At 71.3% G+C, this 25,993-nt stretch carries 26 protein-coding genes, 1 tRNA gene and 1 pseudogene; 13 read left to right on the top strand and 15 right to left on the bottom strand.

Annotated features, from left to right (window positions below; translation table 11 throughout):
* Positions 1-44: 44 nt before the first annotated feature.
* Positions 45-2,261: an LLM class flavin-dependent oxidoreductase gene (locus tag ACQPWU_RS43670; protein ID WP_433431534.1), complete on the top strand. Its 2,217-nt coding sequence runs from the start codon at positions 45-47 to the stop codon at positions 2,259-2,261.
* Positions 2,262-3,179: an LLM class flavin-dependent oxidoreductase gene (locus ACQPWU_RS43665; protein ID WP_433431533.1), complete on the top strand. Its 918-nt coding sequence runs from the start codon at positions 2,262-2,264 to the stop codon at positions 3,177-3,179.
* 54 nt (positions 3,180-3,233) lie between these two features.
* On the opposite strand, the gene ACQPWU_RS43660 is transcribed toward ACQPWU_RS43665, so the two are convergent.
* Together ACQPWU_RS43660 and ACQPWU_RS43655 are read right to left on the bottom strand one after the other, a co-directional pair.
* Positions 3,234-3,746: a GNAT family N-acetyltransferase gene (locus ACQPWU_RS43660; RefSeq protein ID WP_433431532.1), complete on the bottom strand. Its 513-nt coding sequence runs from the start codon at positions 3,744-3,746 to the stop codon at positions 3,234-3,236.
* 103 nt (positions 3,747-3,849) lie between these two features.
* A tRNA-Ala gene (locus tag ACQPWU_RS43655) sits at positions 3,850-3,922 on the bottom strand.
* Positions 3,923-4,017: 95 nt separating this feature from the next.
* Here ACQPWU_RS43655 and ACQPWU_RS43650 point away from each other — a divergent pair.
* On the top strand, positions 4,018-4,710 hold the full coding sequence (locus ACQPWU_RS43650) for a tRNA-dependent cyclodipeptide synthase (protein WP_433431531.1): 693 nt from the start codon (positions 4,018-4,020) through the stop codon (positions 4,708-4,710).
* A 73-nt stretch (positions 4,711-4,783) separates the two neighbouring features.
* Positions 4,784-5,263, top strand: coding sequence for an EF-hand domain-containing protein (locus ACQPWU_RS43645; protein ID WP_433431530.1), 480 nt, complete (start codon positions 4,784-4,786; stop codon positions 5,261-5,263).
* An 18-nt stretch (positions 5,264-5,281) separates the two neighbouring features.
* Here ACQPWU_RS43645 and ACQPWU_RS43640 read toward each other — a convergent pair whose 3' ends face one another.
* From ACQPWU_RS43640 to ACQPWU_RS43600, 9 genes and pseudogenes are all read right to left on the bottom strand, one after another.
* A complete protein-coding gene (locus tag ACQPWU_RS43640) occupies positions 5,282-6,754 on the bottom strand; it encodes a YfbK domain-containing protein (RefSeq protein ID WP_433431529.1) in 1,473 nt (490 codons plus the stop codon).
* Between the two features lie 122 nt (positions 6,755-6,876).
* Positions 6,877-7,392 (bottom strand): isoprenylcysteine carboxyl methyltransferase family protein, encoded by a 516-nt coding sequence (locus ACQPWU_RS43635; RefSeq protein ID WP_433431528.1) that lies wholly within the window; start codon positions 7,390-7,392, stop codon positions 6,877-6,879.
* Positions 7,389-8,444: a type III polyketide synthase gene (locus tag ACQPWU_RS43630; RefSeq protein WP_433431527.1), complete on the bottom strand. Its 1,056-nt coding sequence runs from the start codon at positions 8,442-8,444 to the stop codon at positions 7,389-7,391. Before ACQPWU_RS43630 ends, ACQPWU_RS43635 begins: the two co-directional genes overlap by 4 nt.
* Positions 8,445-8,448: 4 nt before the next feature.
* The gene (locus ACQPWU_RS43625) at positions 8,449-9,537 is read right to left on the bottom strand and encodes a methyltransferase (protein WP_433431526.1); all 1,089 of its coding nucleotides are present in this window, start codon (positions 9,535-9,537) and stop codon (positions 8,449-8,451) included.
* A 101-nt stretch (positions 9,538-9,638) separates the two neighbouring features.
* Positions 9,639-10,226 (bottom strand): dihydrofolate reductase family protein, encoded by a 588-nt coding sequence (locus ACQPWU_RS43620; protein WP_433431525.1) that lies wholly within the window; start codon positions 10,224-10,226, stop codon positions 9,639-9,641.
* 247 nt (positions 10,227-10,473) lie between these two features.
* Positions 10,474-11,121 carry a response regulator gene (locus ACQPWU_RS43615; RefSeq protein ID WP_433431524.1) on the bottom strand — a complete coding sequence of 216 codons (648 nt, stop codon included), beginning with the start codon at positions 11,119-11,121 and terminating at the stop codon, positions 10,474-10,476.
* Positions 11,118-12,383: a sensor histidine kinase gene (locus ACQPWU_RS43610; protein ID WP_433431523.1), complete on the bottom strand. Its 1,266-nt coding sequence runs from the start codon at positions 12,381-12,383 to the stop codon at positions 11,118-11,120. Before ACQPWU_RS43610 ends, ACQPWU_RS43615 begins: the two co-directional genes overlap by 4 nt.
* Before the next feature lie 28 nt (positions 12,384-12,411).
* Positions 12,412-12,774, bottom strand: coding sequence for a hypothetical protein (locus tag ACQPWU_RS43605; protein ID WP_433445431.1), 363 nt, complete (start codon positions 12,772-12,774; stop codon positions 12,412-12,414).
* Positions 12,775-13,044: 270 nt separating this feature from the next.
* Positions 13,045-13,146, bottom strand: a pseudogene (locus ACQPWU_RS43600) (TetR/AcrR family transcriptional regulator); the annotation flags it as partial.
* Between the two features lie 73 nt (positions 13,147-13,219).
* Here ACQPWU_RS43600 and ACQPWU_RS43595 point away from each other — a divergent pair.
* From ACQPWU_RS43595 to ACQPWU_RS43575, 5 genes are all read left to right on the top strand, one after another.
* Entirely contained in the window at positions 13,220-13,453 is a 234-nt protein-coding gene (locus ACQPWU_RS43595) for a hypothetical protein (protein WP_433431522.1), read from the top strand.
* Between the two features lie 47 nt (positions 13,454-13,500).
* Positions 13,501-14,382, top strand: a complete 882-nt coding sequence (locus ACQPWU_RS43590) for a bifunctional helix-turn-helix transcriptional regulator/GNAT family N-acetyltransferase (protein WP_433431521.1) — start codon at positions 13,501-13,503, stop codon at positions 14,380-14,382.
* Between the two features lie 88 nt (positions 14,383-14,470).
* Positions 14,471-16,999, top strand: coding sequence for a caspase family protein (locus ACQPWU_RS43585; RefSeq protein WP_433431520.1), 2,529 nt, complete (start codon positions 14,471-14,473; stop codon positions 16,997-16,999).
* 135 nt (positions 17,000-17,134) lie between these two features.
* On the top strand, positions 17,135-17,740 hold the full coding sequence (locus tag ACQPWU_RS43580) for a TetR/AcrR family transcriptional regulator (RefSeq protein ID WP_433431519.1): 606 nt from the start codon (positions 17,135-17,137) through the stop codon (positions 17,738-17,740).
* An 11-nt stretch (positions 17,741-17,751) separates the two neighbouring features.
* Positions 17,752-19,203: an FAD-dependent monooxygenase gene (locus ACQPWU_RS43575; protein WP_433431518.1), complete on the top strand. Its 1,452-nt coding sequence runs from the start codon at positions 17,752-17,754 to the stop codon at positions 19,201-19,203.
* On the opposite strand, the gene ACQPWU_RS43570 is transcribed toward ACQPWU_RS43575, so the two are convergent.
* Complete coding sequence (locus ACQPWU_RS43570; protein ID WP_433431517.1) at positions 19,162-19,776, bottom strand: TetR/AcrR family transcriptional regulator; 615 nt, start codon at positions 19,774-19,776, stop codon at positions 19,162-19,164. The two genes, ACQPWU_RS43575 and ACQPWU_RS43570, sit on opposite strands and share 42 nt — an antisense overlap.
* Positions 19,777-19,831: 55 nt before the next feature.
* Here ACQPWU_RS43570 and ACQPWU_RS43565 point away from each other — a divergent pair, with 55 nt between their 5' ends.
* Positions 19,832-20,281 (top strand): hypothetical protein, encoded by a 450-nt coding sequence (locus ACQPWU_RS43565; RefSeq protein ID WP_433431516.1) that lies wholly within the window; start codon positions 19,832-19,834, stop codon positions 20,279-20,281.
* On the opposite strand, the gene ACQPWU_RS43560 is transcribed toward ACQPWU_RS43565, so the two are convergent.
* On the bottom strand, positions 20,278-21,099 hold the full coding sequence (locus tag ACQPWU_RS43560; protein ID WP_433431515.1) for an SAM-dependent methyltransferase: 822 nt from the start codon (positions 21,097-21,099) through the stop codon (positions 20,278-20,280). The two genes, ACQPWU_RS43565 and ACQPWU_RS43560, sit on opposite strands and share 4 nt — an antisense overlap.
* Positions 21,100-21,168: 69 nt before the next feature.
* Positions 21,169-22,116 (bottom strand): GlxA family transcriptional regulator, encoded by a 948-nt coding sequence (locus ACQPWU_RS43555; protein ID WP_433431514.1) that lies wholly within the window; start codon positions 22,114-22,116, stop codon positions 21,169-21,171.
* 71 nt (positions 22,117-22,187) lie between these two features.
* On the opposite strand from ACQPWU_RS43555, the gene ACQPWU_RS43550 reads away from it, so the two are divergent.
* Together ACQPWU_RS43550 and ACQPWU_RS43545 are read left to right on the top strand one after the other, a co-directional pair.
* Positions 22,188-23,450, top strand: a complete 1,263-nt coding sequence (locus ACQPWU_RS43550; RefSeq protein WP_433431513.1) for an MFS transporter — start codon at positions 22,188-22,190, stop codon at positions 23,448-23,450.
* Positions 23,447-24,106, top strand: coding sequence for a peptidyl-tRNA hydrolase (locus ACQPWU_RS43545; protein WP_433431512.1), 660 nt, complete (start codon positions 23,447-23,449; stop codon positions 24,104-24,106). Before ACQPWU_RS43550 ends, ACQPWU_RS43545 begins: the two co-directional genes overlap by 4 nt.
* Here ACQPWU_RS43545 and ACQPWU_RS43540 read toward each other — a convergent pair.
* Entirely contained in the window at positions 24,096-25,058 is a 963-nt protein-coding gene (locus ACQPWU_RS43540; protein ID WP_433431511.1) for a DUF3616 domain-containing protein, read from the bottom strand. The two genes, ACQPWU_RS43545 and ACQPWU_RS43540, sit on opposite strands and share 11 nt — an antisense overlap.
* Positions 25,059-25,228: 170 nt before the next feature.
* Between ACQPWU_RS43540 and ACQPWU_RS43535 the strand changes: the two genes are divergently transcribed.
* Positions 25,229-25,972: a hypothetical protein gene (locus tag ACQPWU_RS43535; protein WP_433431510.1), complete on the top strand. Its 744-nt coding sequence runs from the start codon at positions 25,229-25,231 to the stop codon at positions 25,970-25,972.
* Positions 25,973-25,993: the final 21 nt, after the last annotated feature.

Genomic DNA, 25,993 nt, shown 5'->3' with positions numbered 1-25,993 from the left:
AGTCTAGTATGGTTGATGCATCAACCTTTTGAGGAAGGGCTTCGATGAACTACGGCCATCCGCTGACGTTCGGCACGTTCATCACCCCCGGAGCCGACGCCGTTCCGCTGGCGGTCCGGAGCGAGGAACTGGGGTATGACCTCGTCACTTTCCAGGATCATCCGTACCGGTTCGACACGTGGACGCTCCTGTCGTGGGTGGCCGGACGGACGTCGCGGGTGCGCCTGTCGGCGAACGTCCTGAACCTGCCGCTGCGTCCCCCGGCGGTGCTGGCGCGCGCGGCGGCCAGCCTCGATCTGCTCTCCGGCGGGCGGCTGTCGCTCGCGCTCGGCGCCGGCGCGTACGAGGACGCCGTCGAGGCCATGGGCGGTCCGCGCCGGACCCCCGACGCGGCGGTCGAGGCGCTCGGTGAGGCCGTCGACGTGATCCGCGGTGTGTGGGACGTGGAGAACGGGCCGCTGCGGTTCGACGGCGAGCACTACCGGCTCCAGGGCGCGCAGCCGGGGCCGGTTCCCGCGCATGACGTGCCGATCTGGCTGGGCACGGACGATCCGCGGATGCTGCGTCTGCTCGGGGAGAAGGCGGACGGGTGGCTGGTGACCGTCGGCGCGCTCGAGCCGGGGCAGCTCAGGGCCGGCAACAAGCTCATCGACGAGGCCGCGGTGGCGGTGGGGCGCGATCCCCGGGAGATCCGGCGGTTGGCCAACATCTCGGGACGCTTCGGAACGTCGCGGTCCGGCTTCCTCGACGGGCCCGGCGAGCAGTGGGTGGAGGACCTCCTGCCGCTCGCCCTCGAGGACGGGGTCGGGACGTTCATCCTGATGTCGGACGACCCTGCGACCATCGAGCGGTTCGCTCTCGAGGTGGCGCCCGCGCTGCGCGAGGCCGTGGCACCGGCGAGCCGTCAGCTTCGCCGCGCCACCGTGCGTGCTCAGCGCCGGGCCGGGATCGACTATGACGGGGTGCCCCCGTCCCTCCCGGTGATCGAGCCGGGTGACCCTGGGTACTCGCGGGTCAGGTCGACGTACGTGCGGGGCGGCGCGCCGGGACTGGTCATCCAGGCGGCCGACGCGGGGCAGGTCGTGGAGGCGCTGGCGTTCGCGCGGGCGCACCCGCATCTGCCGCTGGCGGTCCGCAGCGGCGGGCACGGGATCAGCGGCCGCTCCACCAACGACGGCGGCATCGTCATCGACGTGTCCAAGCTGAACGCCATCGAGGTGCTCGACCGGCCGGGCCGCCTGGTCAGGATCGGGCCCGGAGCCCGCTGGATGGACGTCGCCGCGGCCCTTCGGCCGTACGGGTGGGCGCTCAGCTCCGGCGACTACGGCGGCGTCGGCGTCGGCGGCCTGGCCACCGCCGGCGGCATCGGGTTCCTGGGGCGCGACCACGGGCTGACCATCGACCACCTGCGTGCCGTGGAGATGGTGCTCGCCGACGGCTCGGTGGTGCGGGCGAGCGAGGCGGAGCACGCCGACCTGTTCTGGGCGGTACGCGGCGCGGGAGCGAACTTCGGCATCGCCACGGCATTCGAGTTCCAGGTGGACGAGGTCGGCGACGTCGGGTGGGCGCAGCTCGTCATGGACGCCCGTGACACCGCCACGTTCCTGGAGAGGTGGGGCGCGGTCCAGGAGGCGGCGCCGCGGGACCTCACCAGCTTCCTCATCGTGAGCCCGCCGCGGGCGGGACAGCCGGCGACGGCGATCGTGCTGGCCATGGTCAACGCGGGGGTGCCGGAGACCGTCATCGACCGGCTCCAGCCGCTCGCCGGGATCGCCCCGATGTACGACCAGCAGGTCGTGATCACCCCGTACGCCGACGTCATGGCGAACGCGTCGCGCGAGGACCACAACGGGCAGGGCGACCCGACCACCCGATCAGGGCTGGCCGAGCACATCACCCCGGAGTTCGCCGCCGCCGCGGCGCGGCTGATCCACAGCGGCGCGGTGTACTTCTTCCAGATCCGCTCGGTCGGCGGCGCGGTGGCCGACGTCCCGGCGGACGCCACGGCCTACGCGCATCGCTCCGCGAACTTCTCGGTCATCGCGTTCGGCGTGAACCGGCAGCGGATGGACAGGGAGTGGGCCCGGCTCGAGCCGTATTTCGACGGCCTGTACCTCAGTTTCGAGACCGACCAGCGCCCGGAGCGGCTGCGGGACGCGTTCCCGCCGCACACCCTGCGGCGCTTGGGCGAGCTGAAGGCGCGGTACGACCCGGACAACGTCTTCCGCGACAACTTCAACATCCGACCTGAGGAGGCATAGATGACCGATTACAGGCATGACCTGCTGTTCGGCACGTTCATCACCCCCACGGCACAGCCCGCCACGCACGCGGTCGAGCTCGCCGTGGTGGCCGACCGCGCGGGCCTCGACCTGGTGATGTTCCAGGATCATCCGTACCAGCCGAAGTTCCTCGACACCTGGACCCTGCTCTCCTACGTCGCCGCCCGCACCGAGCGCGTCCATCTGAGCGGCAACGTGCTCAACCTGCCGCTGCGCCCTCCCTCCGTGCTGGCTCGCAGCGCGGCCAGCCTGGACCTCCTCAGCGGCGGCCGCTTCGAGCTGGGCATCGGCGCGGGCGGCTTCTGGGACGCCATCGAGGCCATGGGCGGCCGGCGGCTGACCCCCGGCCAGGCCGTGGACGCGCTGGACGAGGCGATCCAGGTCATCCGCCAGATCTGGGCGGCCGGCCAGCCGGGCGGCGTTCACGTCAACGGTGAGTACTACCAGGTCGACGGCGCCAAGCGCGGCCCTGCCCCGGCGCACGACATCGGCATCTGGCTCGGCGCATACAAGCCGAAGATGCTCAAGCTGACCGGCCGTGCCGCCGACGGCTGGCTCCCGTCGCTGTCCTACCTGCAGGGCGGCCCCGACGACCTCACCGAGGGCAACAAGCACATCGACGAGGCCGCGCTGTCGGCCGGTAGGACACCCTCCGACGTGCGCCGTTTGCTGAACCTCTCCGGGCGTTTCAGCCAGTCGAGCCGTGGCCTGCTCGACGGGCCGCCGGACCAGTGGGCGGAGGAGCTCGCCGGGCTCGCCCTGGACCACGGTGTGAGCGCGTTCATCCTGATGGGGGACGAGCCGGCGGCGATCGAACTGTTCGCGGCCGAGGTCGCCCCGGCGACCCGCGAACTCGTCGCCGCCGAGCGCGGAGACGCCGCGCACACAGGGACGTAGGCCCGCCTGAGCGGGCGCCTGGCCTCCAGGCGCCCGCTGGGACGGCCGCTTGGATCAGACTCCGAAAGCAGCCGGGTAACGGATGGTGCCGGACGGCACGGGCCGGGCGGGGTCGAAGACGAGCGCCATCATGTACTTGTCCTCTACGTCGAAGGACGGCCGGATGGCGTGGCGCGAGGCCGGGGCGAAGCCGAAGCGCGGGTAGTACTCGGCGTGACCCAGCACAAGGACCAGGTTCTCGTCCTGCTGCCGGGCGGCGTCCAGGGCGGCGCGGATGACCGCCGAACCGGCGCCGCGACTCTGGTGCTCGGGCCGTACGGCGCACGGGCCCAGGGTGAGCGCGGGGAAGCCGTCCACGTGGCAGCGCGTGAGCAGCGCGAACCCCGCGACGGCGCCGTCGGGCTGCTGCACGATCCACGACAAGCCCGGCAGCCAGGCAGCCGGATCGGCGTGCAGCGCCTCGACCAGGTCGGCCTCGTGCGAGGTGGGGAAGGCGGCGAGGTTGACCTCCCGGATCCGGTCACGGTCGGCGGAGGTCTCGGGGCGGGTGATCCAAGCAGTGGTCATGACGGCGCGGGAGACCGTTTCTGTGTGAGACACCTTGCGGGAAGGGCCCCGGCAGGACTCACGGCGGCGCCCTGAAGGACACCGCCGTTGAATGTGACTTGTGTGGAGCTATGGGGATTCGAACCCCAGACCTCCTCCATGCCATGGAGGCGCGCTACCAACTGCGCCATAGCCCCTTGTTGCCTGTACGAGTGTAGCCGACTTCGCGACCGCCGAAGCACACCTTAAAAACCATGCATACGGAGAGTAAAGCTTTGCTACTGTCCGTGCCATGATCGGCTTCCACCCTGTACCCCTGACCTCGCGATGCGCCCAGATCCTTGGCGAGCGCGAGCATGCCGTCATCGGCGTCAGCGCACTCAACGGCTACTTCACCCCCCGGACCATCAGGCATCTCCTCGAGTGGGCGACCCGGACGTTCGCGCGGTTCCACGTGCTCGTGCCCGGCGTCGAGCTGGCCGGGACGCTGGTCGCGAGGGGATGCCCGGCCACCAGGGCCGGGGCCAAGGCGAGGGCGGCCGCCAACAACACCCGCAACCGGGTGATCCGCGCGCTCGACGCCCTCGACCCGCCGGACGCCACCGTGTTCGACTGGAACGAGCTGGCCCCCAACCCGGCCTACAGCGGGGCGCGAGCGGAGCTGGAGCGCCTGTTCGCCACGCATCCGGCCTTCAGGCGGCACTGCATGGATGCGGTACGGCCCATCGTCGGCGTGCCGGAGCTCTCGCGCGAGCAGGCCGAGCAGGCCCTGCCCTTCCTCCTGGCCGAGCTGCCCCTCGTCATCGACACCCCGTCGATCCTCGGCACGGGCTCGTCGGTGTTCTGCTACCCCCGGCCGATGCCCATGGTCGACCTGCTCTACACGGGCATGCTCCCCGTCCACCCAGGCCCCGCGCAGGGATTCGTGTCGACCGCATTGACACAGGCTGCCCGGCCTGCACAGTATCTAAGTAACGTTCTGTAAAGACACTGTCACATAAGGTGCCCCCATGGATGCAGGTGCCCGGAATGCTGGACATGCGTTCGACACAAGCGACATGGACCACGACGGCTACCTCGATCATCGAGACATGATCGTGGTCGCCGCCGCGCTCTGCGAGCGGCTGGGGCTCTCCGAGCAGGGCAGCCGGCTGGTCAAGGGCGCGTACGAGCAGGTCTGGCAGTACGCCGTCGACCACATAGGCACCGATGCCGACGGCCGCATCAGCAGGGAGTCCTACATCAACTACGCGCTCGCCCCGGAGCGCGACCGGACGGAGTTCGTGTCCAACGTGGTCTGGCCGATCACCGACGCCCTCTGGGACGCGCTCGACGCCGACGGTGACGAGCGGCTCGACCGGGCCGAATACCTGCGCCTGTGGGCGGCGTACGACGTGGCGGCAGAGGCGTCGCGGGAGTCGTTCGAGCGGCTGCGCGGCAACAGGGTCGCGCACGTGTCGAAGGCCGGGTTCGCCCGGGCGATGTACGACTACTACTACCGCTCCGCCACTGCCGCCCCCATACTCGGCGACAACTAGACCGGCTCGCGAGGCCGGTCAGCCCACCGAGCGGGCCTTGTCGATGAGCGTGACCAGCTCCGACACCATCGGGTCCTCCGACGCCGCCGCCAGCCGCGTGGCCTGCTCCCCGAGCGTGGGCAGGTCCATGCCGAACGCCTTGCGATCGCGCAGGTAGACCGCGAACGCGGCGACCACCACGTCCACCTGGAGCCGGACCGGCGCCTTGTCCCAGACCGACGGGGCCAGCTCGTCGGCCTGCAGTGCCCTGCTCGCCTCCGAGGCGTTCCGGGTGTCGGGGTCCTGCCAGCGTACGGTGGCCTGGGCCAGCTGCCCCTTGGCGCCCGGCTTGAGGCGCAGCGAGTAGAGGGCGGTGACCGAGTGGCCGGGGCCGATCTCACCGCCGTCCCGGCTGTCGTCGCGGAACTCCTCCGTGGCCAGCGCGCGGTTCTCGTAGCCGATGAGCTGGTAAGCCTCCACAACCGACGGGTTGAAGACGACCTGCGCCTTGGCGTCGCGCGCCCGCAGCTCGATGTTCGCGGGGAGTTGCGTGGCGAAGATCTTGTCGGCCTCCTCCTGGCTGCTGACGTACACGGCCATGCCGTCGCCGTTGTCGGCGAGCTGCTCCATCAGCTCGTCGCCGTAGTCGCGGCCGACCCCGACGGTGAGCAGCGTGACCTGTCTGCCGGCGTACTCCTTGGCCTGGCCGAGGATGGCCTGCCATTCGGTGTCGCCCTGGTTGGCCAGGCCGTCGGAGAGCAGGATGACCCGGTTCGTGGCGGCCGGACGGAACGCCTTGGACGCCTCCTGGTAGCCGGTGACCAGCCCTGACTCGAGGTTCGTGCCACCATCGACGGTCAGCTCGTTCACCGCGTCGCGCAGCTCGTCCCTGGCGGTCAGCGGGGTCATCGACGCCAGCACCTCGGCCTCGTCGCTGAACGACACGATCGACACCTGGTCGCCGGGCGCGAGCTGGTCGAGCAGCTTGAGCAGGGCCGACTTGACGAGGTCGAGACGGCCGGGCTCGGCCATCGAGCCGGAGACGTCCACCACGAACGTGAGGTTGGCGGGCCGCCGCTCGGCCGCCTCCGAGGCGCGCGTCTGCAGGCCGACGCGCAGGACCGCCTCGTCGCGCGACGGCAGCTTCGCGCCGTCCACGTGGACGGCGAACCCGTCGTCCTGCGGCTGCGCGTAGTCCTGCCGGAACGCGTTGACCCACTCCTCGGGGCGGATCTCGCCGGGCGCGGGCCAGCGGCCCTCCTGGAGGGTACGCCGGGCGTAGCCGTACGAGGCGGTGTCCACGTCCAGGGCGAACGTGGAGATCTGGGCCGTGGTCGTGTCCTGCTCGTCGCTCTGCTGAGTTGGGGCTTTGGACGGGTGTACGGGTTGTTGATTGGCGTTGGCGTTCACGGGAGCCCGCTCACCGCTCGTTGAGCCTCCCGAGCCGCCGCACGCGGCCAGGGCCAGCAGCGCAACAAGCCCGACACCCGCCGCTAAGGGACGAATTTTCATCGCAACCACCTCCATGCCGTACGACGGAAGTTGATCTGCGTTAGCCGGGCCGGTGACGTAAGCGAGCGCAAACCGCGACCGAGACGTGATCGCTTGTGACAAAGGGGACAATTGAGGTGCTGCTACCGGATGAGCCCGCGTGCCAGTGCCGCGTTCTCGACGTGTATGCGTACGCTGAGCAGCACCGCGTTGGCCGCCGTGAAGGCCAGCGCGGTGAGCCAGGCGGAGTGCACGAGCGGCAGCGCGAGGCCCTCGGCGACGACGGCCACGTAGTTGGGGTGCCGCAGCCACCGGTACGGCCCGCTGTGCACGAGCGGCAGTCCCGGCACCACGACGACCCGGGTGTTCCACTGCCTGCCCAGCGTGCGGACGCACCACCAGCGCAGTCCCTGGGCGAGGACGACCACCGCCAGCATCGGCCAGCCCAGCAGCGGGACGAAGGGGCGGCCCAGCAGCCACACCTCGGTGGGCGCCGCCGCCAGGAGCGCGACGTGGGCGAGGACGATCCAGGGAAAGTGGCGCCTGCCGTACTCGACGCCGCCCCTGGACCTGGCCCAGGCCAGGTTGCGGCGGGCCACCACCAGCTCGGCCAGCCGCTCGAGCACGACCAGGCCGATGAGGACGAGGTACGCGCTCACCAGTGCAGGATCAGCAGCTCGGCGGAGAAACCCGGACCCAGGGCGAGGAGCACGGCGGGCGCGCCCGGCCGGCCCCGCGTTTCCTGGAGCACGTGGAGCACCGAGACGGAGGAGAGGTTGCCGTGCTCGCGCAGCGACCGCCAGGTCACCTCGAGCGCCTTCGGCGGCAGGCCGAGGGTCTGCGCGATCTTCTCGATGACCTTGGGGCCGCCGGGATGGCAGATCCAGATGGCGACCTGGTCGGGGGTCAGGCCGTAGTCGGCCAGGAACGCCTTGATGTCACCGGCCAGCACCTGCTCCACGAACCCGGTCAGGTCCGGATCCAGCACGATGCGGAAGCCGTGCTCCCCGACCTCCCAGCCCATGAGGTGCTCGGTGCCGGGATAGAGCCTGCTGCGCGTGGCGACGACCTCGGGTCCCTCGCCGCGCCCGGTCGCGACGACGGCAGCCGCGCCGTCCCCGAACAGGCCGCTGGCCACCAGGTTCGCGATCGAGGTGTCGTCCCGCTGGATCGTCAGCGAGCACAGCTCCACGCACACCAGCACCGCGACGTGGTCGGGCCAGCCGCGCAGGTAGTCGTGCAGGCGCGACAGCCCCGAGGCGCCCGCCGCGCAGCCCAGGCCGAACACGGGCACCCGCTTGACGTCCGGCCGCAGCCCCACCCGCTGGGCCAGCCTGGCATCCAGGGACGGCGTCGCGATGCCGGTGGTCGAGCAGAGCAGCAGGTGATCGACTTTCTCGGGGCGGATGCCGGCCTTGCGCAGCGCGCCTCTCAGAGCCTGCTCACCGAGTTCGAGAGCGATTTCGAGGTACATGTCGTTCGCGCGCGCGAAGGAGTCGAGCTTGGCGTAGTCGGCCAGCGGGAGCGCGAGATTGCGGCCCTCCACCCCGGTCGCCGCGTGGAAACGTCGCAGCAGGTCCTCATCACAGGAAGTCAGCCGGGAGAACGCCTCGGTGATCTCCGCCTGCGTGTAACGGTGATCGGGCAAAACGCTCTGTACTCCCGATATATGCATATATCTCTCCTGCCGCTGAGAGGCCGCGGCTAACATCGGCCTATCGGCGCACGAGCCTCCAGAGCGAGGTCACCTCGGCGGCGCGGGCGGCGTGCAGCGGGTCCTGCTCGTCCTTCGGCCGGTTGTGCCGGGGCGGCACATCCAGGCGCCCGGCCACGCGCAGCCCCGCCCGCTCGAACGCTCCCAGCAGGTCGTCCCGGGTGCGCAGGCCGAGGTGCTCGGCCAGGTCCGACAGGATGAGCCAGCCCTCGCCGCCCGGCTCGAGATGCTCGCCCAGGCCGTCGAGGAAGCCCTGCAGCATTCGCCCGCCGGGATCGTAAATCGCGTGGTCGAGGGGCGAGACCGGCTTGGCGGGAAGCCACGGCGGATTGCACACGATCAGCGGCGCACGGCCGGGCGGGAACAGGTCGCCGCGCACGATCTCCACGCGGTCGTCCAGGCCCAGGCGGGCGACGTTCTCGCCGGCACAGTCCACGGCGCGCTGGTCCAGGTCGGTGGCCACGACGTGCCGTACGCCCCGCCTGGCCAGCACGGCGGCCAGCACTCCCGTGCCCGTGCCGATGTCGAACGCCAGCCGGTCGTCAGGCAGCGGTGCCTGCGCGACCAGATCGATGTACTCGCCCCTGATCGGTGAGAACACGCCGTGGTGCGGGTGGATGCGGGCCCCGAGTGCCGGGACGTACACGCCTTTGCGCCGCCACTCGTGGGCCCCGATCAGGCCGAGCAGTTCGCGTAGCTGGCCCACCGCGGGAGGGGCCTCGGAGCCGTACACCTCGGCGCACGCCGCCCGCACGTCGGGCGCCCTGCGCAGCGGGACCACATGGTCTTCCGCGAACGGGACGAGCAGCATCCCCAGCGTGCGGGCGCGCTGGGACTGAGCCTGGCGGTAGCGGTGGAACCCGGCGCCGGGGTCGGCGGGCTTGCACCGGCGTCCCATGGCCGTCAGCAGCTGGCGGGCGTTCTGGAAGTCACCCTGCCACAGCAGCGCGGTGCCCTCGCAGGCCAGCCGGTACGCGGTGTCGGCCTTCATCCGGTCGTCGGCCGTGATCACGCGCGTGGGAGGTGGCGCACCCAGCGCGGAACGCCAGACCGCCGACCGCTCCTGCCCTGCCTCGGTCCAATGGATCATCAGAGCCGACCGTTTCACGTTCCGCACCCGCGCGGCTACCGGTTTTCGGGTGTTGCCCTCATCAACACCGTACGCCCACCGCGCGAGCTCTCAGGGGTGCGTCACCCCCGGGTCTCCGGCCGGTAGGTGGCGACGATCACGCCCGCCGTCGTCGCCACGGAGTCGACCAGCTCCAATTCCTCCGATTCGGAGCCGGAGAACAACCGCCGTCCCTCTCCCAGCACGAGCGGATGGATGAGCAGGACGAGCTCGTCGACCAGGCCGCGCGCCATCAGCGCCCTGACCAGCACCCCGCTTCCGAACACCACCAGGTTCTCGGGCAGTTCCTCCTTGAGCGCGGCCACGGCATCCGTGACATCCCCCTTGAGCAGGAAGGAGTTCTCCCAGGGCAGGGGCTCGGCGAGCGTGCTCGACGCCACGTACTTCTCGACCCTGTTGAGCGCCTCGGTGAACGGGTTCGCCTCCTGCTTGGGCCAGAAGGCAGCAAATCTCTCATACGTCGTACGCCCGGCCAGCAGCGCCCAGGCGCTCGACATCCGCGCCCCCATGACCTCCTGCATGACCGGATCCTGCCGCAGGCTCGCCCACCCGCCATGCCGGAACCCGTCTCGGGGATCCTCTTCAGGGTGGCCCGGCGCCTGCATCACACCGTCCAGCGTCAGGTGCTCGATCGCGATGACCTTACCCATGCCCTGCCTCCTTGTTGACCGTCCATCGGGAGGCCACCCCGGCCTCCCCTCACCCCCTGTACGAACGGCCCCTCGCCAAATCGACACCCCACATCCCGGCCGTACGTACTCCTGACCGGCCCTCGCCGACGCTCCTCTTCCACCTGAACCCGGGCCGAGAGAGAAACGTGCTCACCCCGGTCCGCTCCGCCGTCCGCATGCCGCCGCGGGCGTTCATCATGCCCACGTGCGCGAAGCGGAGGGGGTGTCACGGCCGGGATGGTGGTTCGGGCGTGAGAAGTCCTCGGTTGAAGGCCTCGGCCACGGCGGCGGCGCGGTCGCCGACGCCGAGCTTCGTGTAGATGTTCAGCAGGTGGGTCTTGACCGTGGCCTCGCTGATGAAGAGCCTGGCCGCGGCGTCTCGGTTGGTGGTGCCGGCGGCCACGAGTGCGAGGACCTCGAGTTCGCGTTGGCTGAGTGGCTCGGGGCCGGGGGCGCGGACCTTGGTGATCAGCCTGGTCGCCACCGATGGCGAGAGCACCGCTTGGCCATCCGCGGCCGCCCGGACCGCGCGCAGCAGTTCGGTGCGGGGAGCGTCCTTGAGCAGGTAGCCGGTGGCGCCCGCCTCGATCGCCGGTAGCACGTAACTGTCGGTGTCGTAGGTGGTCAGCACCAGCACGCGGGCCTCGATGCCCTGCCTGGCCAGCTCGGCTATGGCGGCCACGCCGTCCATCACGGGCATGCGCAGGTCCATAAGGATCACGTCGGGCCGCAGCGACTGGGCGAGCCGGACCGCCTCGGCGCCGTCGGCTGCCTCGCCGAGCACCTCGAAGCCCGGGTCGGGTGCGAACATGCCGCTCAGCCCGTCCCTGACCACGGGGTGGTCGTCGGCGATCAGCAGTCTGATCGGAGTCACGCGTGTGCTCCCGCCGGTTGTAGTGGCGCCTGCCGCGCGGCGGGGATGCAGGCCGAGATCGCCGTCCCGATGCCTGGTTCCGATTCGACCTGCAGCGTTCCCGACAACGCCTCGATTCGCTGCCGCATCGCGACCAGGCCGAACCCGCCGCCACCCACAGTGCCGGCGATGCCGGTCGGGTCGAAGCCTCTGCCGTCGTCCCGTACGTCCAGGGCGACCTCACGCTCCATGTACGACAGCGTCACCCCCACCCTGCTCGCCCCCGCGTGCCTGGCGACGTTGGCCAGCGCCTCCTGCGCCGTCCGCAGCAGCGCGGACTCTGCCTCCGGCGGCATCGGCCGGGCGGTGCCGGTGGTGGTGACCTGGACCGCCGGCCCGTGCAGGGCCGCCCAGCGCGCGGCCACGTCGGCCAGCGCGTCGCTCAGCCGGGCCGTCTCCAGGGGCTCGGGGCGTAGCGCGTGCACCGAACGTCGTGCCTCGGACAGGCTCTCCCTGGCCAGCCCGGTCGCGGCCGCGACATGCCTGCGCCAGCCGGCCGGGTCCGCGCCGGCCTGCTCGGCGGCCTGCAACTGGGTGATGATCCCGGTGAGCCCCTGCGCCAGCGTGTCGTGGATCTCCCGCGCCATCCGCTGCCGCTCCTCCATGACTCCCGCCTCCCTGGCCTGGGCCAGCAGGCGCTGGTGCAGGCCGGCGTTCTCGGCCAGCGTCGCCTCCAGCCGCCGGTTGGCCTCGCTCAGCTCTTCCATGGCCTTCCTGCGCTCGTCGCTCTGCTGGGCGCTCCGCCAGGCGAACCAGGCGAAAGCGCACATGGGGATCACGTTCACGGCGAGGATGGCGAGGTAGGTGGCCAGGCCGGACAGAGTGGTCATGTCTGTGCCGGACGCCTGGGCCGTGCCCGCCACCACCGCCACCGCCGCGACGCCGGCCAGCCGCCAGGGCCAGCGCAGGACCTTGAACGCGTACAGGTACGCGGCGGGCGTGAAGCATCCGAACCAGGAATCTCTGACCACCAGGACAGCCGTGATCACGATCAGTACGGTGAAGAACAGCGCCATCACGCGCGGGCGCTCCCGCCAGGCTGGATGCAGGGTGAACAGCCACAACATCCACGCCGCCGTGAGGGCGCACAGGGCCAGGTCGACGAGGAGCGAGCCGCCCTCCTTCATCGTCACCGTGAAGGCGGCCAGGACCGCCAGCAGCGCGTACGGCACAACGGCGATCACCGGAGGCCATCCCTTGACGAGCGGCGTCGGACTGCTCATGTCAACAATCTAAGCCCGAATGTCCCGGCTACTTCGTGGCGAAGAGCGAACGCAGGTGCCGGCCGTTGGCGATCGCGACGACGCCCAGCAGGACGAGCCCGCAGACACCCTGCTCGATCTTCATCCACACCGGGAAGAGGCCCGGCAGGGCGATGATGACCACGATCGCCACCACCATGACGGCCGAGATGATCCGCAGCCGGAGATATGCCCGTCGGGAGCCGCGGGAGGTCCCCACGGCGAAGGCGAATGTCATCAGGGCGCTGACGACGACGATGGTCCCGCGTACCCAGACGGCGTCGTTCACCACCGAGGGGTCGTCGCGGAGCAGGACGACGGCCACGAGGGTGAGCACGCTGATGCCGAGGTAACCGCCGGCCAGCAGCCTCATGCCGCGCAACGCTTTCAGGCTGCGCGGATGGTTCGGTTGAGCTGGGCTCGGGGCGTCCATGGTGATCCTTCCGTTCCGCCTGTCTCGAACGCCGCCAGCATCGCAACACCGCGTCCGTCCACGCATCGACCGGCGGGCCAGGGATCGTGGGTGGAAGGCTGAACCACCGGCTCAGCCGTTCGGTGGAGCCGCTCCACCGAACGGCTGGGTCATTCGCGGGAGGCGTTCTGGTGCGCCGGGTAGAGCCGGCCGGTCCAGCGCGGTGGCGAGCTACTTTCGGTGCAGCAGAGCCCTGCGGATCATCACCTCCCTGGAGTCGAAGAACGCGTAGAAGCTGCCCTTGGCGATGCCCGAGGCCGCGACCAGCTCGTCGAGCGAGGTCCTTCAGACCCTGGGTGGCGAAGAGTTTATGGCTGAATCGAATGTATGTTCGTATAATGAGGACATGGATCTCAATACGCGGGACCTGCCCGAGCTCTGGCGTCCGCCCATCGTTGAACATGCCGCGGCGGTGCGCTATCTGCTGGCCTGGGGCGACGACACCGAAGGGGTGCGGTGGGGTTATCTGCTCTGGCCGCCACAGGCGAGCGAGGGAGCGCGATGGGTGCACTGGGAGGAGATCTGCCCAGTCGTGGGGGAGGACTACAGCGCGGTGCCGGTCGCGGGGTCGTGGATGTGACGGTGCGAAGGAGCGATTCTCTGACTAAGGTCAGAGGAATGGACGGCATGACCATTGGGCAGGTGCGTCGGTTCCAGCGGACCGTGACGCAGCGGATCGGAGCGCTCAACGACAGGTTCCTGGCCAGGGACCGGCCGCTCGGGCAGTCGCGGGTGCTCTGGGAGATCGGCGCGGAGGGCAGCGAGGTGCGCGCGCTCCGGGCGCGGCTCGAGCTCGACTCCGGCTATATGAGCAGGTTGCTGCGGTCGCTGGAGGCCGACGGCCTGGTCGTCGTCGACGACGACGGCTCCGACGGCCGGGTCCGCACGGCCCGGCTCACCCAGGCGGGGCTCGCCGAGCGCGCGGAGCTGGATCGCAGGTCCGACGAGGCGGCCGCGTCCATTCTCGAGCCGCTCTCCGGCACGCAGCGCGACCGCCTGGTGGCCGCCATGTCCGAGGTCGAGCGCCTGCTCATCGCCTCCATGGTCAGGATCGACGTCCTCGACCCACGTCATCCCAGCGCGCGCCACTGCGTCCAGGCGTACGCCGACGAGCTGGCCCACCGGTTCGAGGGCGGCTTCGACCCGGCCCGCAGCCCCGCCGCCGACGCGGAGCTGAGGCCCCCGGCCGGGGTGCTGCTGGTCGCCGCGCTGCACGCCGAGCCGGTCGGGTGCGTGGCGCTGAAGCTGCACCGCGACACCGCGTCCGCCAAGATCAAACGGATGTGGGTGGACCCGGCCGTCCGCGGGCTGGGGCTCGGGCGGCGGCTGCTCGCGGAGGCCGAGGACAAGGCGGCTGCGAACGGCATTCGTACGCTGCGGCTGGAGACCAACCGGGCACTCGGCGAGGCCATCGCGCTCTATCGCGCGTCCGGATACCAGGAGGTGGCGCCGTTCAGCGACGAGCCGTACGCGCACCACTGGTTCGAAAAGCGCCTCCCCGGCGCCTGAAGAGCGGCGGAAAGGCGCTGACTCGCACTGACCGTGATGCTTAGAATGCGATCCGACACGGTCCTCCAGCTGCCTTGAGGGGTGGCCCATGGTGAGTGAGACGACCAGGCTACGGCTGCAGGTGGTCGATGCCGCCGCCGATCCGCAGGAGCTGGACGACGCCGCCGCGAGGCTCCGCGACGAGTTGCTCGGCCTCGGCGTGGTGGCGAGTGCCGCCGAGGAGGGCGAGGCGCCCGAAGGGGCCAGGGCGGTCCTGTCGTTCACGCTGGGCGGGCTGGTGATCGCGCTGGCCGGCACGGAGGTGCTCGGCGCCATCGTGAACGCGGTCACCGCCTGGCTCACCCGCGACCAGCACCGCTCGGTCAAGCTGGACATAGAGGGGGACGTGCTCGAGCTGACCGGCATCCGCTCCGCCGAGCAGCGCCGGCTGACCGAGGTCTGGTTACGCCGCAGGCAGTCGGATGAGCCCATACGGGCGGGCAGGCGCACAGCCCTGATCGTGGCCAGCGACGAATACCGGGATCCCGGGCTGCGGCGGCTGCGGGCGCCGGCGCTCGACGCCGAGGCGCTGGCCAGAGTGCTGGGTGACGAGGCGGTCGGCGGGTTCGACGTGCGCACGATGCTGAACGAGCCCACCGCTGTCGTCAACGAGGCCGTGGAGGAGTTCTTCGCCGACCGGCACCCCGACGACCTGCTCCTGCTGCACTTCTCCGGCCACGGGGTCAAGGACGGCAGCGGTGAGCTCTACTTCGCAACCCCCAGCACCAAGCTCAATCGGCTCGCCGCGACCGCCGTGTCCGCCGAGTTCGTCAACCGGCGGATGGACCGCAGCCGGTGCCGGAGCATCGTGCTGCTGCTCGACTGCTGCTACGCGGGCGCCTTCACGCGTGGCGCGCTGCCGAGGGCGGGTGCGGACGTCCACGTGGAGGAGCAGTTCGGGGGGCGCGGGCGGGTGGTCATCACCGCCTCCAACGCCATGGAGTACGCCTTCGACGGGTCCGACCTGGCCGACACCCGGGAGACGTCGCCCTCGGTCTTCACCAGCGCGCTGGTGGAGGGGCTGGAGACCGGCGACGCCGACCGCGACCAGGACGGCTACGTGAACATCGAAGAGCTGTACGACTACGTCTACGACCGGGTGCGTGCGGTCACGCCCGACCAGACGCCTGGGAAGTGGATGTTCGACGTGCAGGGCGACCTGATCATCGCGCGGCGAGGCCGTCCCGTGGACCGGCCCGCGCCGCTCCCTCCGGAGCTGCAGGAGGCGATCGACCATCCGATCGCCAAGATCAGGGCCGGCACGGTGGAGTCGCTGGAGCGGCTGCTGCGCAGCCGCCACGGCGGGCTCGCGCTGGCGGCCCGGCTGGCGTTGGAGGAGCTGGCCGACGACGACAGCCGCATGGTCTCGGCCGCCGCCGCCCGCGCCCTCGCCCGCCCGGCGCGAAGACCGGAGGACGGCATGCCGAGCACACCAGCCAAACCGGCGCCGCCCTCCACGGCCGGCGCAGCGGGGGCCGGCGCGGTTGCGGCGGGCGCGATCGGGGAGTCGACGGCCGCCATCGGCGGGTCGGCCGCCGGAAGTGACGGGCCATCTGGGCCGGTAACGGAGCCCGCCGCCGCGCCGGACCCGGCGGTGATCCCGGAGGTCGTGCACGCACAGACGGCGGCCGGTGCGCTGCGGATGGACAAGTCAACGGCCGACGTCCCGGGGCCCACGGAGGTGGCGGGCGACGGTGTGGAGCCGGTGACCGCTGCCCCTGGGCGGCGGTGGGAGCTGGTCCGGCGGGTGCTCGCCCTCCTTGCGGCGCTCCTCGTCATGACCGGGCCCATGGACGCCGGCATCGGCTTCCAGCGCTTCCCCGTGGCGCCGCAGGGCGAACTCCCGCTCTGGATCATGCTCATGGCGGCTGCGGCGGTCGCGACCGGCCTGCTCCCGGACGGACGCAGGCGCGCGTATGTGCTAGGAGCGGCCGCCGGATTGGCGGCGCTCGACCTGGGCCTGTTCGCCCGGCTGCCATGGGCCGGGGAACTCAGGGCACAAGATGCGCCGCTCCTCGCGGGCGCACTGCTCATCATCCTGGTCGTGCTCGCCGAGATGGCCCTGACCCACAAGGGCGTGGGCAGGGCTGCGGCGGCAGTCGGGGGGCTGGTCGCTCTGGCACTGGTCGTCATCGACCTGGTCGCCCCGCGAATGATCGCTGGGGAAGGCGGCGAGGCGCTCGTACTGGCGGCCGCGGGTGTCCTCACCCTCGCAGTCGTCCTGCGCGCGGTCCTGGACTGGCGGGCGGGCCACCCTCGGCTGCCCATCGTGCTGAGCACGGTGGCCACGATCCTCGTCGCCTTCGCCATGAGCGGCCTGTACTCCGTAGGGTCCTCCGACTACGGGGGAGCCCCCGCCTACCTTCCGGTGCTCGCGGTCCTGCTGGTCATGGCGGCCCAGGCACGCCGCGCCCGGCCTGAGCCGCTGATCGCCGCCCAGCTCACGGTGATCGTCGGCTTGCTGCACAACGTCCTGCTGGTCCGCGCCGTGCCGGCCTATCCGGTCGCGCTCTTCGTCGCGGCGGCCTGCGCGGGCGCCGTGGCCTACCTGGACGGAGTCGCCAGACCGCGGGGTTGAAGCGGTGGTACCCGGGCGCGGTCCAGCTCCCTGATCAACGCCTCCGCGCGGGACACCCTCTCAATCTAGCCAGGCAAGGAATTTTGCGTACTCAGAAAACTTGCTGAGTCCGCACTATTTGGCCTACCGTGTCCCATGAGCGGGTTGAGGGAGCGGAAGAAGCAGGCCACACGCGAGGCGCTGATGACGGCCGCCCTCCGGCTCGCCCACGAACGCGGGCTGGAGCGCGTACGCGTCGAGGACATCGCCGCCGAGGTCGGTGTCTCGCCTCGCACGTTCAACAACTACTTCTCCAGCAAGTACGAGGCGATCACCGCCCGCCACACCGACCGCATCAGGCGTTCCGTGGCGGTGCTGCGGGCCCGGCCGCCCGAGGAGCCGCTGTGGGAGGCGCTGGCCGAGGCCATGGTGGAGCCCTGGGCGCAGGCCGGCACGGACGTGGCGCCCGCCCCCGAGCTGCTGGCGAGCATGAGGATGCTGGCGGACGAGCCCGCGCTGCAGGCGGAGTCGCTGCAGGTGATGTTCGCCGGGAACGGCGAGCTGGCCGCGGCCGTGGCCGAGCGCACCGGCACCGACGCCGCCCGCGACCTCTACCCCCACCTCGTCTCCGTCACCGCGGGCTCCGCCGTGCAGACGGCCGTCGCCCACTGGCTGCGCTCCGACCCGCCGGTCCCGCTCCTGCCCCTGCTGCGCGACGCCCTGAGCGCGCTGGCCGCCGGGCTGCCCGACCCTTCCCTCTGAGGAGACACCACATGGACATCGTCATCGCCGGCGGCGGCCCCAACGGGCTGATGCTGGCCTGTGAGCTGGCCCTGGCCGGAGTACGCCCGACCGTCCTCGAACGCCTGCCGCAGCGCAGCGACCAGCCCAAGGCCAACGGCATCGTCGGCCAGGTCGTCAGGCTGCTCCACCAGCGCGGCCTCGCCGTGGAGGACGCGCCGATGCCGGGCTTCGTGTTCGGCGCGTTGCCGCTGAACCTGGCCGGGCTCGAGGACAATCCGCTCTACGCGCTGCAGATCAGGCAGCCGGCCCTGGAGGAGCTGCTCGAGAGGCGGGCGCTCGAGCTGGGCGTGGAGATCAGGCGCGGTCACGAACTGCTCGGCTTCACCCAGGACCCGCACGGCGTCTCGCTCGAACTTCGGGGTCCCGGGGGCGCGTACGAGCTGCGCACCCGCTACCTGGCCGGCTGCGACGGCGCCCACAGCATGGTCAGGAAGCTCGCCGGCATCGGCTTCCCCGGAGTCACCAAGACCGATGTCGTGAGCCGCGCCGCGCACGTCACCGTGCCGGGGGCCGTGATGAGGCCGGACCGGGCCGAGATGGAGGTCCCGGGGCTGGGGACGTACGTGCTCTACGCCTGGAACAGGACCGAGCGCGGCGCGTACGCGATGCTCCCGGCAGGACCCGGGGTGCTGACGGTCAGCGCCATGGAGTGGGACGCCTCGGCGCCCGACGACGACGTGCCGATGACGCTCGACGAGCTGCGCGGCAGCCTGGCCCGCGTGCTCGGCGCCGACCTGCCGCTCGCCGGGCCCACGGGCGAGGGCCCGCACCTGCTCAGGCGGCTGAACGGCCGCAACACCCGGGTCGCCGACCGCTACCGCGAGGGCAGGGTGTTCGTGGTGGGCGACGCCGCGCACGTCCACTCGGCCATGGGCGCGCCCGGCCTCAACCTCGGCCTGCAGGACGCCGCCAACCTGGCCTGGAAGCTGGCCGCCGAGGTACGCGGATGGGCGCCGCCCGGGCTGCTCGACACCTACGACGCCGAGCGCCGTCCGGCCGCCCTACGGGTCGCCATGCACACCCAGGCCCAGCTCGCGCTCGCCGCGCCGGGGCCGGAGGTGACGGCCCTGCGCGAGGTGTTCGGCGAGCTGCTGGGCGACGACGACGCCCGCCGCCGGATCGCCTCCATGCTCGCCGGGGCGGACCTGGCCTACCGGATGCCCGCGCCGGCGCACCCCCTGGCCGGCCGGTTCCTGCCCGACCTCCCGGCCGAGCCCGCCGCCCGCGCGAGGCCCGTGCTGCTCGACGGCACGGGCGGCCTGCGCGTGCGGCACGGGCGCGTGCACGTGGTGCCCGTCGAGGGAGCCGACGCGGTGCTCGTGCGCCCCGACGGCTACGTGGCCTGGGCGGGCACCCCTGACGAGACGCTCGACGAGGCCCTACGGACCTGGTTCGGTGAGGGTCTCGAGGTGGCGGCGTAGCGCCTGTGTCATCAGCGCGGGCGTCATCCGGTCGGGGTGGAGCACGCCCTCGACGGTGAGCCCGTCGATCAGCGCGCACAGCCGTTCCGTCTCCACGCCGGCGTCACCGCGCAGCGGCCGATGCCTGGCGACGCGGTCCAGGATCCGGCTGATGAGCCGCCGCATGCCGTCGTAGGCCGCCTCCGCGTGTGGCCGGAGCTCGGGGCGGGTGCGCGCGGCCATCGCGAACGCCAGCCAGACCGTCGCCTCGTCCCGCCGCCGCTCGTCCAGCGGCAGCAGCTCCGACAACATCAGCTCCACGCCCTCGGCCCGCGCGCCCTGGTCGTGCTCGGCCAGCAGCGGGCCGATGCGCGCCTCCAGCCGCGCGCTCACCCGCTCGATGGACGCCTGCATCGCGAACACCATCAACTCCGTGTGCCCGGTGAAATAGTGCCGGACCGAGCCGATGGCCAACCCGGCCTCCTCCGCCACATTGCGTAGCGAGGCTTGCTCGAGACCGGCCCGTCGCACGACGCGGAACACCGCGTCGACCACCTCGTCCCTGCGAACGTCCGGATCCACGAGCTTGGGCATGTGTTCTTTATAGCATGACCCTGCTACTTTATTTGGCATGGACATGCTAAAAACAGTGGCTCTTGTGGGCCTGGTCGTCTACGTCGTGGCGCGGCGGATGGCGGGCCAGCCCCTGGTCGCCAAGGACGTGTTCGTGCCGCCGGTGATCCTGGTCGCGATCGGCGCCCACGGCCTGTCGCAGGTGGAGCTGTCGGGCCTCGACATGGCGTGGCTGGCCGTCACGGCGGTGCTCGGCCTCGGGTTCGGCGTGGTGCGGGCCGCGACCACCGTGGTGTTCCCGAGGCAGGGCGTGCTCTGGCAGCGCTACACGTGGAAGACGCTGGTGGTCTGGGTGGTGACGTTCGCGATCAGCTTCGGCGTGGGCGCGCTGGCAGTGGCCGCCGGCATGCACGCCGAGGCCAGGTCGATCGCGCTGTCGATCGGGGTCGGGCTGCTCGGGGAGGCTCTGGTCATCCTGCTCAGGGCGCGGACGTCGGGCGCCCCGTTCGCTCCCGACCGGTCCTAGGCGCGGCCGACGCCGGCCAGGATGCCGCCTCTGACGAGGTCGTACGGGCCGTCGGGAGGGGCCTCGGGCGTCCAGTCCGCCACCGGCACCACGCCCGGCCCGAGCAGCTCGAGGCCGTCGAAGTACGAGACGATGTCGGCGTAGCCGCGACCGGCCACGCCGCCCGAGGACGTGGCCGAGTAGACCTGTCTGCCTTCCCGGTTCGCCTCCTCCGACGCGTCGCCCGTGTACAGGTGCGACAGCACCAGGTAACCGCCGGAGCCGAGCCGCGCGCGGACGCGGGCGGCGATCTGCGCGGCCTCGCCGGCGTCCGGGAAGAAGTGCAGCACCGCGACCAGCAGGATCGCGTACGGCTGCGACAGGTCGAGGTGCCCGGCGACGCGCGGGTCGTCGAGGATCGCGTCGGGGTCCTTGAGATCGCCCTCGATCGCGATGACGTTGGGCTCCCTGGCCAGCAGCGCGCGGGCGTGGGTCAGGACGATCGGGTCGTTGTCGGCGTAGACGACGCGGGAGCCTGGGGCGTGCCGCTCGGCCACCTGGTGAACGTTGTCCTGGGTGGGCAGCCCCGCGCCGATGTCGATGAACTGGCGCACGCCCGACTCGGCGAGCAGGCGCACGGCCCGGCCGAGGAAGCCGCGGTTGGCGAGGGCGATCTGGCGGGCGTCGTTGCCCATCTTGCGGCCGATCTCCATCATCTTCTCGGCCGCCTCGCGGTCGGACGCGAAATTGTCCCGCCCGCCGAGGTAGTAGTCGTACATGCGGGCGACGCTGGGCACGTTCGGGTTGATCCCGGCGGGTATGCGGTCCGCGTCGGCCATGTGATGACCCCTCCTAGACGATCTTCTTGCGGTGATTCTAGGGGGAATTGTGGCATTTGCCACAAGAACTCAGGCCCGGCGGAAGGTGTGCCTGTACGCCAGCGGCGAAACTCCGACGGCCGCGTGCAGGTGCTGGCGGAGCGAGACCGCCGTTCCGAACCCCGCCGTCCTGGCCACCTCCTCCACGCCCAGGTCCGTCGTCTCCAGCAAGTGCCTGGCGTGCTGGACCCGCTGACCGTTCAGCCACCTGGCCGGGCTCAGGCCGGTCTCCTCGCGGAAACGCCTGGTGAACGTGCGCACGCTCATCCTCGCGTGCTCGGCCAGCGCGGTCAGGTCGAGCGGGCGCTCCAGGTGGGCCAGCATCCAGTCGCGCGTGGCCGCCGTGCCGCCGCCCGCCTCCGGCAGGTGCCGGTCGATGTACTGGGCCTGGCCGCCCTCCCGCCACGGCGGCATGACGCAGCGGCGGGCCGCCCGGTTGGCCACCTCGCTGCCGTGGTCGCGCCTGATCACGTGCAGGCACAGGTCCATCCCGGCCGCCACCCCTGCCGAGGTCAGCACGTCGCCGTCGTCCACGAACAGCACGTCGGGATCCAGCTTCACCTGCGGGAACAGCCGGGCGAAGCGGTCCGCGTCGCGCCAGTGCGTGGTGGCCGGGCGCCCGTCGAGCAGCCCCGCCGCCGCCAGCACGAACGCCCCCGTGCAGATCGACATCGTACGAGGCCGCCCCTGCAGCGCCTCGGCCAGCGCCGCGGAGATCGTGCCGTCCCGCATCGCCCGTCCGCCGTGGATCCCCGGCACCACGACTGTGTCGGCGCTGTCGAGCACATCGAGGTCGTGGTCGGGCAGCACGCTGTAGCCCGCCGAACAGCGGACCGGCATGCGCCCCTCCGAGCAGGTCACCACCTCGTACAGCTTCTCGCCGCCCGCCGTCTCGGCCACCCCGAACACCTGTCCGGGCACGCCCAGGTCGATCGTGGCGAAGTGGTTGAGCGCGACGACCGCGATCCGATGTGTCATGGCCGGATTCTTTCACATATTGGCTATCCGGCCACTCGTATCCATGAAAGCGGATAAAGCAGGATTGGCGCATGACCTTGAGCACCACCCCCACGCGCCGCCGCCTGCACAGGGCCTGGTTCGTCGCGGCCGTCGCCTTCGTGGCGATCCTGGGCGCGGCCGGGTTCCGCGCCACCCCCGGCGTGCTGATCACCCCGCTGCAGGAGGAGTTCGGCTGGTCGGCCGGCACGATCTCGCTGGCCGTCTCGATCAACCTGGTGCTCTACGGCCTGACCGCCCCCTTCGCCGCCGCCCTGATGGACCGCTTCGGCATGCGCCGGGTGGTCGCCGTCGCGCTGCTGCTGATCGCCGCGGGCAGCGGCCTCACCGTCCTGATGACGGCGAGCTGGCAGCTCCTGCTGTTCTGGGGCGTTCTGGTGGGGCTCGGTACGGGATCGATGGCGCTGGTGTTCGCCGCTACCGTGGTGGACCGCTGGTTCGTGCGGCACCGCGGGCTGGTCACCGGTGTGCTCACCGCGGCCGGCGCCACCGGGCAGCTGATCTTCCTGCCCGTGCTCGCCCAGCTCGCGATGGGGCCGGGGTGGCGGTTCGCCTCGCTGACCGTGTCGGGGGCGGCGCTGGCCGTGGTGCCGTTCGTGTGGTGGCTGCTGCGCGACCGGCCCGAGGACGTGGGCACGACGGCGCTCGGCGCGGAGCCGGACGCGGTCCGCACCCTGCCGGGCAAGGTGAACGCGGCCGTCAGGGCGGTCACCGTGCTCGCCTCGGCGGCCAGGACGCGGCCGTTCTGGCTGCTCGCGGGCGGCTTCGCGATCTGCGGCGCCAGCACGAACGGCCTGGTCGGCACGCACTTCATCCCCGCCGCGCACGACCACGGCATGGCCGAGCCCGTCGCGGCCGGCCTGCTGGCGATCATCGGGATCTTCGACATCGTGGGCACGGTCGCGTCCGGCTGGCTCAGCGACAAGATCGACCCGAAGGTGCTGCTCGGCGTCTACTACGCGCTGCGCGGGCTCTCCCTGATGGTGCTGCCGAGCCTGTTCGCGGCCACGACCGAGCCCAGCATGCTGATCTTCATCGTGTTCTACGGGCTCGACTGGGTGGCCACCGTGCCGCCCACGGTGGCGCTGTGCAGGCGGATCTACGGGGCCGACGGGGCCGTGGTGTTCGGGTGGGTGTTCGGCTCGCACCAGGTCGGGGCCGCGTTCGCCGCGGTCGCGGCCGGCCTCACCCGCGACCACCTGGGCGCCTACGACCTCGCCTGGTACGGCGCCGGCGCTCTGTGCCTCCTGGCTTCAGGCATGTCGGTGGCGATCGGGCATGCTAGAGCACGATGAACTCCGAGCTTTATGTCCTGCCGCTGGTCGTCAGGATCGAGAGGGCCGCTCCCCCCGAGCGCACCGACGCCCTGGAAGCGGCCGCCATGGCCGTATTGAGCCTGCTGGACGACCCGGGGGAGTGGGCCGCCGAGCTGCACGCCTGGCAGTCGACCGGCAAGATCCGCAAGGTGGTGCGACGGGCCAGGGGCGCCGAGTGGCGCAGGGCGGTCGCGCTGCCTGGCCGCACAGTCGAGCACCGCACGGCCGAGGTACGCGTACACCCGCCCGTGCCGCTCGACGGCTGGCCGCGGGACCTCGCGCGGCTGCAGGTGGGCGGCACCGAGCTGAGTGACACCGCCGATCCGCCGCCGGCCGAGCCGCCGATCCTGTGGGCCAACCCCGAGCTGGCCATGTCCGCGGGCAAGGCCATGGCGCAGGCCGGGCACGCCGCCCAGCTCGCCTGGTGGGCCAGCGACGCGGCCGAGCGGGACGCCTGGCGCGCTCGGGGCCTCGCGGTCTCCGTGCGCACAGCGGCCTCGCCGGGCGACTTCGACGCGATGGTCGCCGCGGGGCTGCCCGTGGTGCGCGACGCCGGGTTCACGGAGATCGAGCCGGGCTCGTGCACGTTCGTGGCGGACGCGCCCTGGCTCAAGGGGCGCGTGGCTAGATCGTGAAGACGTCCGCCAGCACGCCGCCCGCCGGGGTGATCCGCGCGGGCGACGGGCTGTCGTAGACGACCATGAGCCTGCCGTCGTCCAGCCGGACCAGCCCTTCGGGATGGTCGCACCCGACGCCGTAGGGCAGCTCGATCACCGTCTCCAGCCCGTCCTCGGGAACGACCTCCTGGCGCTTGCCGCCGGGCCGCCAGCGCACGACACGTACGGGACCGTCGAGGTCCATGGTCGGCCCGGCGAGTATCAGCAGCGAGTCGCCGTCCGGACACAGGTCCCGCACGCCCAGCCCGCCCAGGTCCAGGAAGTGCTTGCGGTACGGCTCCCGCAGCCATAGCCGTCCCTTGCCCGCGTCGTCGAGCCGCAGCTCCAGCACCACCGCCCAGCCCCGCAGCACGGGACCGCGCAGCCCGATGTAGACCTGCTCGGACACGACGGCGATGCCCTCGACGTCGAGCCCGTTGTCCTTGCCGGGCAGCTCGAGGAACGGGGCCAGGTGCCGGTCGTCGCGCAGGTGCGTGGTCAGGTTGTCCTTGCCCGACAGGACCGTTCCAGGGCCGGGGACCTCGCCGTGGAGGGGCAGGCGGACCAGGATGAACCGGTTCTCCTCCCTGACCACCGTGGCCAGCCGGTAGGCGGCCTTCTCCGGGTCCTTCGACTTGACCTTCTTGCGCTTGAGGCTGTGTGAGCCGACCAGCCAGAGATGGCCGTCCGCCCGGGCCAGGCCCTCGATGTCGGCCTCGTCCTCGGGCCCCGCGGGAAGGCTGACGTAGTCTGCCAGGGAGAACGTGCGCTGGGCGCCGTAGTGGTCGCCCGTCCACGCCAGATGCTCGAAGGTCGCGGTCTCGTCGCCGGCCACCCAGAGACCGGTGGAGCTCTGCCGGATCGCCGAGAGGTTCGTGTGGGTCTGGGACGCCCGTGAGGCGTGGTCGAATCGCAGCTCAACCTGATGCACGAAGCCATGATTGCACTTCGGTCGCTTCTAGGACGCGATGGCGGGATATGTCGTACGCTCCGCTCGTGCTCGATGGGGAAGAAGAGATCAAGGGTTCCCAAGTGAGAACCACGGTAAGACCTGGAATCCCTGCTTCTCCGCCCAGACGCTCCCGCATCGGAGATCTCCGGATGCGGGTGGTGTATCGGGGGCTCGCCGTGGTCGCCGCAGTCGCGGCCGCGGCCGCGACGCTGGTCGCGGTGCTCCCGTCAGGGCCGGACGAGGTCGCGGCGGGGCCGGTAACCGCGCCGCCGGCCGCACCGTCCTCGTCCGGCCCCGCACCCTCCCCTGCCGCCACCGCGAAGGCGGTGCCTTCTCCCGGTTCGTCGCTCGCGCCGGGTTACACGGCCATGGAGGCTCTGTACGCCGACCCGCGCGTGCCCAGGCTGACGCGCGAGGTCAAGCGGATGGCCCTGCCCAAGCCCTCTCGCCGGGTCGTCAAGGACGTGCGCACCGGGCTGGCCGTACCGGACCTGTCCAAGCCGTGGAAGACGTCCGGTGCGGCGCCGTTCACCACCAAGCAGGTGCTCCCCAAGCAGCGCGGCACGAGCATGCGCGGCATCTTCGTCACCTGCCCGCTCCCGATCATGCGGCAGAAGTCCCCGCGCGACACGGCGCTGCTGGCCGCCCGCTGGACGCTCAACCACCACCCCCAGGGCTCCAAGATCACCTGGCTCGCCTCGCAACCGGTCAAACACGGCTGGATGCTCATTTATCGGGTCAAATACGGGAAACACCAGTCGCGTGCGGCCGTCGTGATCATGGACGGGGGAATGAGTAAGCCGGGACTGGCGTTCGTCACAGTGCCTGACTCGCAGCGCAAGCAGTGGCGTGACATCGGCCGCGTGGTCGCAGGAGTGCGTGTTCTAGGCTAGAAAGATCATGTATGCGGCGAT

This window comes from Nonomuraea sp. CA-141351 (genome assembly GCF_050944675.1).
Classification (GTDB): domain Bacteria; phylum Actinomycetota; class Actinomycetes; order Streptosporangiales; family Streptosporangiaceae; genus Nonomuraea.
This window is presented reverse-complemented; position numbering and strand designations above follow the sequence as displayed.

Excerpts from the sequence above, each read along its gene's own strand:
- ACQPWU_RS43670 (WP_433431534.1), top strand. The coding sequence starts at position 45 with ATGAACTACGGCCATCCGCTGACGTTCGGCACGTTCATCACCCCCGGA.
- ACQPWU_RS43665 (WP_433431533.1), top strand. The coding sequence starts at position 2,262 with ATGACCGATTACAGGCATGACCTGCTGTTCGGCACGTTCATCACCCCC.
- ACQPWU_RS43660 (WP_433431532.1), bottom strand. The coding sequence starts at position 3,746 with ATGACCACTGCTTGGATCACCCGCCCCGAGACCTCCGCCGACCGTGAC.
- ACQPWU_RS43650 (WP_433431531.1), top strand. The coding sequence starts at position 4,018 with ATGATCGGCTTCCACCCTGTACCCCTGACCTCGCGATGCGCCCAGATC.
- ACQPWU_RS43645 (WP_433431530.1), top strand. The coding sequence starts at position 4,784 with ATGGACCACGACGGCTACCTCGATCATCGAGACATGATCGTGGTCGCC.
- ACQPWU_RS43640 (WP_433431529.1), bottom strand. The coding sequence starts at position 6,754 with ATGAAAATTCGTCCCTTAGCGGCGGGTGTCGGGCTTGTTGCGCTGCTG.
- ACQPWU_RS43630 (WP_433431527.1), bottom strand. The coding sequence starts at position 8,444 with ATGTTAGCCGCGGCCTCTCAGCGGCAGGAGAGATATATGCATATATCG.
- ACQPWU_RS43625 (WP_433431526.1), bottom strand. The coding sequence starts at position 9,537 with ATGATCCATTGGACCGAGGCAGGGCAGGAGCGGTCGGCGGTCTGGCGT.
- ACQPWU_RS43620 (WP_433431525.1), bottom strand. The coding sequence starts at position 10,226 with ATGGGTAAGGTCATCGCGATCGAGCACCTGACGCTGGACGGTGTGATG.
- ACQPWU_RS43610 (WP_433431523.1), bottom strand. The coding sequence starts at position 12,383 with ATGAGCAGTCCGACGCCGCTCGTCAAGGGATGGCCTCCGGTGATCGCC.
- ACQPWU_RS43605 (WP_433445431.1), bottom strand. The coding sequence starts at position 12,774 with ATGAGGCTGCTGGCCGGCGGTTACCTCGGCATCAGCGTGCTCACCCTC.
- ACQPWU_RS43595 (WP_433431522.1), top strand. The coding sequence starts at position 13,220 with ATGGATCTCAATACGCGGGACCTGCCCGAGCTCTGGCGTCCGCCCATC.
- ACQPWU_RS43590 (WP_433431521.1), top strand. The coding sequence starts at position 13,501 with ATGACCATTGGGCAGGTGCGTCGGTTCCAGCGGACCGTGACGCAGCGG.
- ACQPWU_RS43585 (WP_433431520.1), top strand. The coding sequence starts at position 14,471 with ATGGTGAGTGAGACGACCAGGCTACGGCTGCAGGTGGTCGATGCCGCC.
- ACQPWU_RS43580 (WP_433431519.1), top strand. The coding sequence starts at position 17,135 with ATGAGCGGGTTGAGGGAGCGGAAGAAGCAGGCCACACGCGAGGCGCTG.
- ACQPWU_RS43575 (WP_433431518.1), top strand. The coding sequence starts at position 17,752 with ATGGACATCGTCATCGCCGGCGGCGGCCCCAACGGGCTGATGCTGGCC.
- ACQPWU_RS43570 (WP_433431517.1), bottom strand. The coding sequence starts at position 19,776 with ATGCCCAAGCTCGTGGATCCGGACGTTCGCAGGGACGAGGTGGTCGAC.
- ACQPWU_RS43560 (WP_433431515.1), bottom strand. The coding sequence starts at position 21,099 with ATGGCCGACGCGGACCGCATACCCGCCGGGATCAACCCGAACGTGCCC.
- ACQPWU_RS43555 (WP_433431514.1), bottom strand. The coding sequence starts at position 22,116 with ATGACACATCGGATCGCGGTCGTCGCGCTCAACCACTTCGCCACGATC.
- ACQPWU_RS43550 (WP_433431513.1), top strand. The coding sequence starts at position 22,188 with ATGACCTTGAGCACCACCCCCACGCGCCGCCGCCTGCACAGGGCCTGG.
- ACQPWU_RS43545 (WP_433431512.1), top strand. The coding sequence starts at position 23,447 with ATGAACTCCGAGCTTTATGTCCTGCCGCTGGTCGTCAGGATCGAGAGG.
- ACQPWU_RS43535 (WP_433431510.1), top strand. The coding sequence starts at position 25,229 with ATGCGGGTGGTGTATCGGGGGCTCGCCGTGGTCGCCGCAGTCGCGGCC.